The organism is Shewanella sp. WXL01 (assembly GCF_012263345.1).
GTDB classification, from domain to species: Bacteria; Pseudomonadota; Gammaproteobacteria; order Enterobacterales; family Shewanellaceae; genus Shewanella; species Shewanella maritima.
In genome coordinates this window covers 1-904 of record NZ_JAAIKQ010000026.1, presented here as the reverse complement: position 1 = coordinate 904, position 904 = coordinate 1, and the positions used below count along the sequence as shown (strand labels likewise).

The window sequence follows — 904 nt, the reverse complement described above, 5'->3', positions numbered from 1 at the left end:
ATGTGCCATTCCAATCTGAAGCTGGGTCAAAGGTGTAAGAGCCATTAGCGTTCAGCACTAATGTGCCGCCTAGCACTTGAACAGATGCACCCGCAGTGTAAGTGGTGTTGTCACCGGCAATAGTGAAGCTGACCACGCTCGTGTTATCAGACTCGTCATTGCTCAGCACGTTGCCTGAAGCTTGCGTATCTTCGCCCACGGTCACTGCATCATCAGCCACATCAGTGTTATCTGGCGTGACAGTAATTGTCAGTGTCGCCGTTTCACCTGTATTCGTGGTGTAAGTGATCACCGGCAGTGTGCCGTTCCAATCCGCCGCTGGGTCAAAGGTGTAAGAGCCATTAGCATTCAGCACTAATGTGCCGCCTTGAACGGTCACTGAGTCACCTGCAGTGTGGACTGTGTTATCAGTTCCGATAGTGAAGCTCACAACAGAGGTGTTATCAGACTCATCGTTAGTTAATACGTTGCCTGAAGCTTGCGTATCTTCACCAACCGTTACTGCATCATCAGCTACGTCAGTGTTATCTGGCGTAACAGTAATTGTCAGTGTCGCCGTTTCACCTGTGTTAGTGGTGTAAGTGATCACCGGCAGTGTGCCATTCCAGTCCGCAGCAGGATCGAATGTGTACGAACCATTGGCGTTCAGCACGAGTGTGCCGCCTTGGACAGTCACTGAGTCACCAGCATTGTAAGTGGTGTTGTCACCGGCGATGGTGAAGCTCACGACTGAAGTATTGTCTGACTCATCGTTAGTTAATACGTTGCCTGAAGCTTGCGTATCTTCGCCAACCGTTACTGCATCATCAGCTACGTCAGTGTTATCTGGCGTAACAGTAATCGTCAGTGTCGCCGTTTCACCTGTGTTAGTGGTGTAAGTGATCACCGGCAGTGTGCCGTTCCA

Annotated in this window: 1 protein-coding gene; it reads right to left on the bottom strand. The window is 50.4% G+C overall.

Annotated features, from left to right (window positions below):
* Positions 1 to 904, bottom strand: a 904-nt coding sequence (locus G3R49_RS19905; protein ID WP_167870830.1) for an Ig-like domain-containing protein, incomplete at both ends; no start/stop codon positions are given.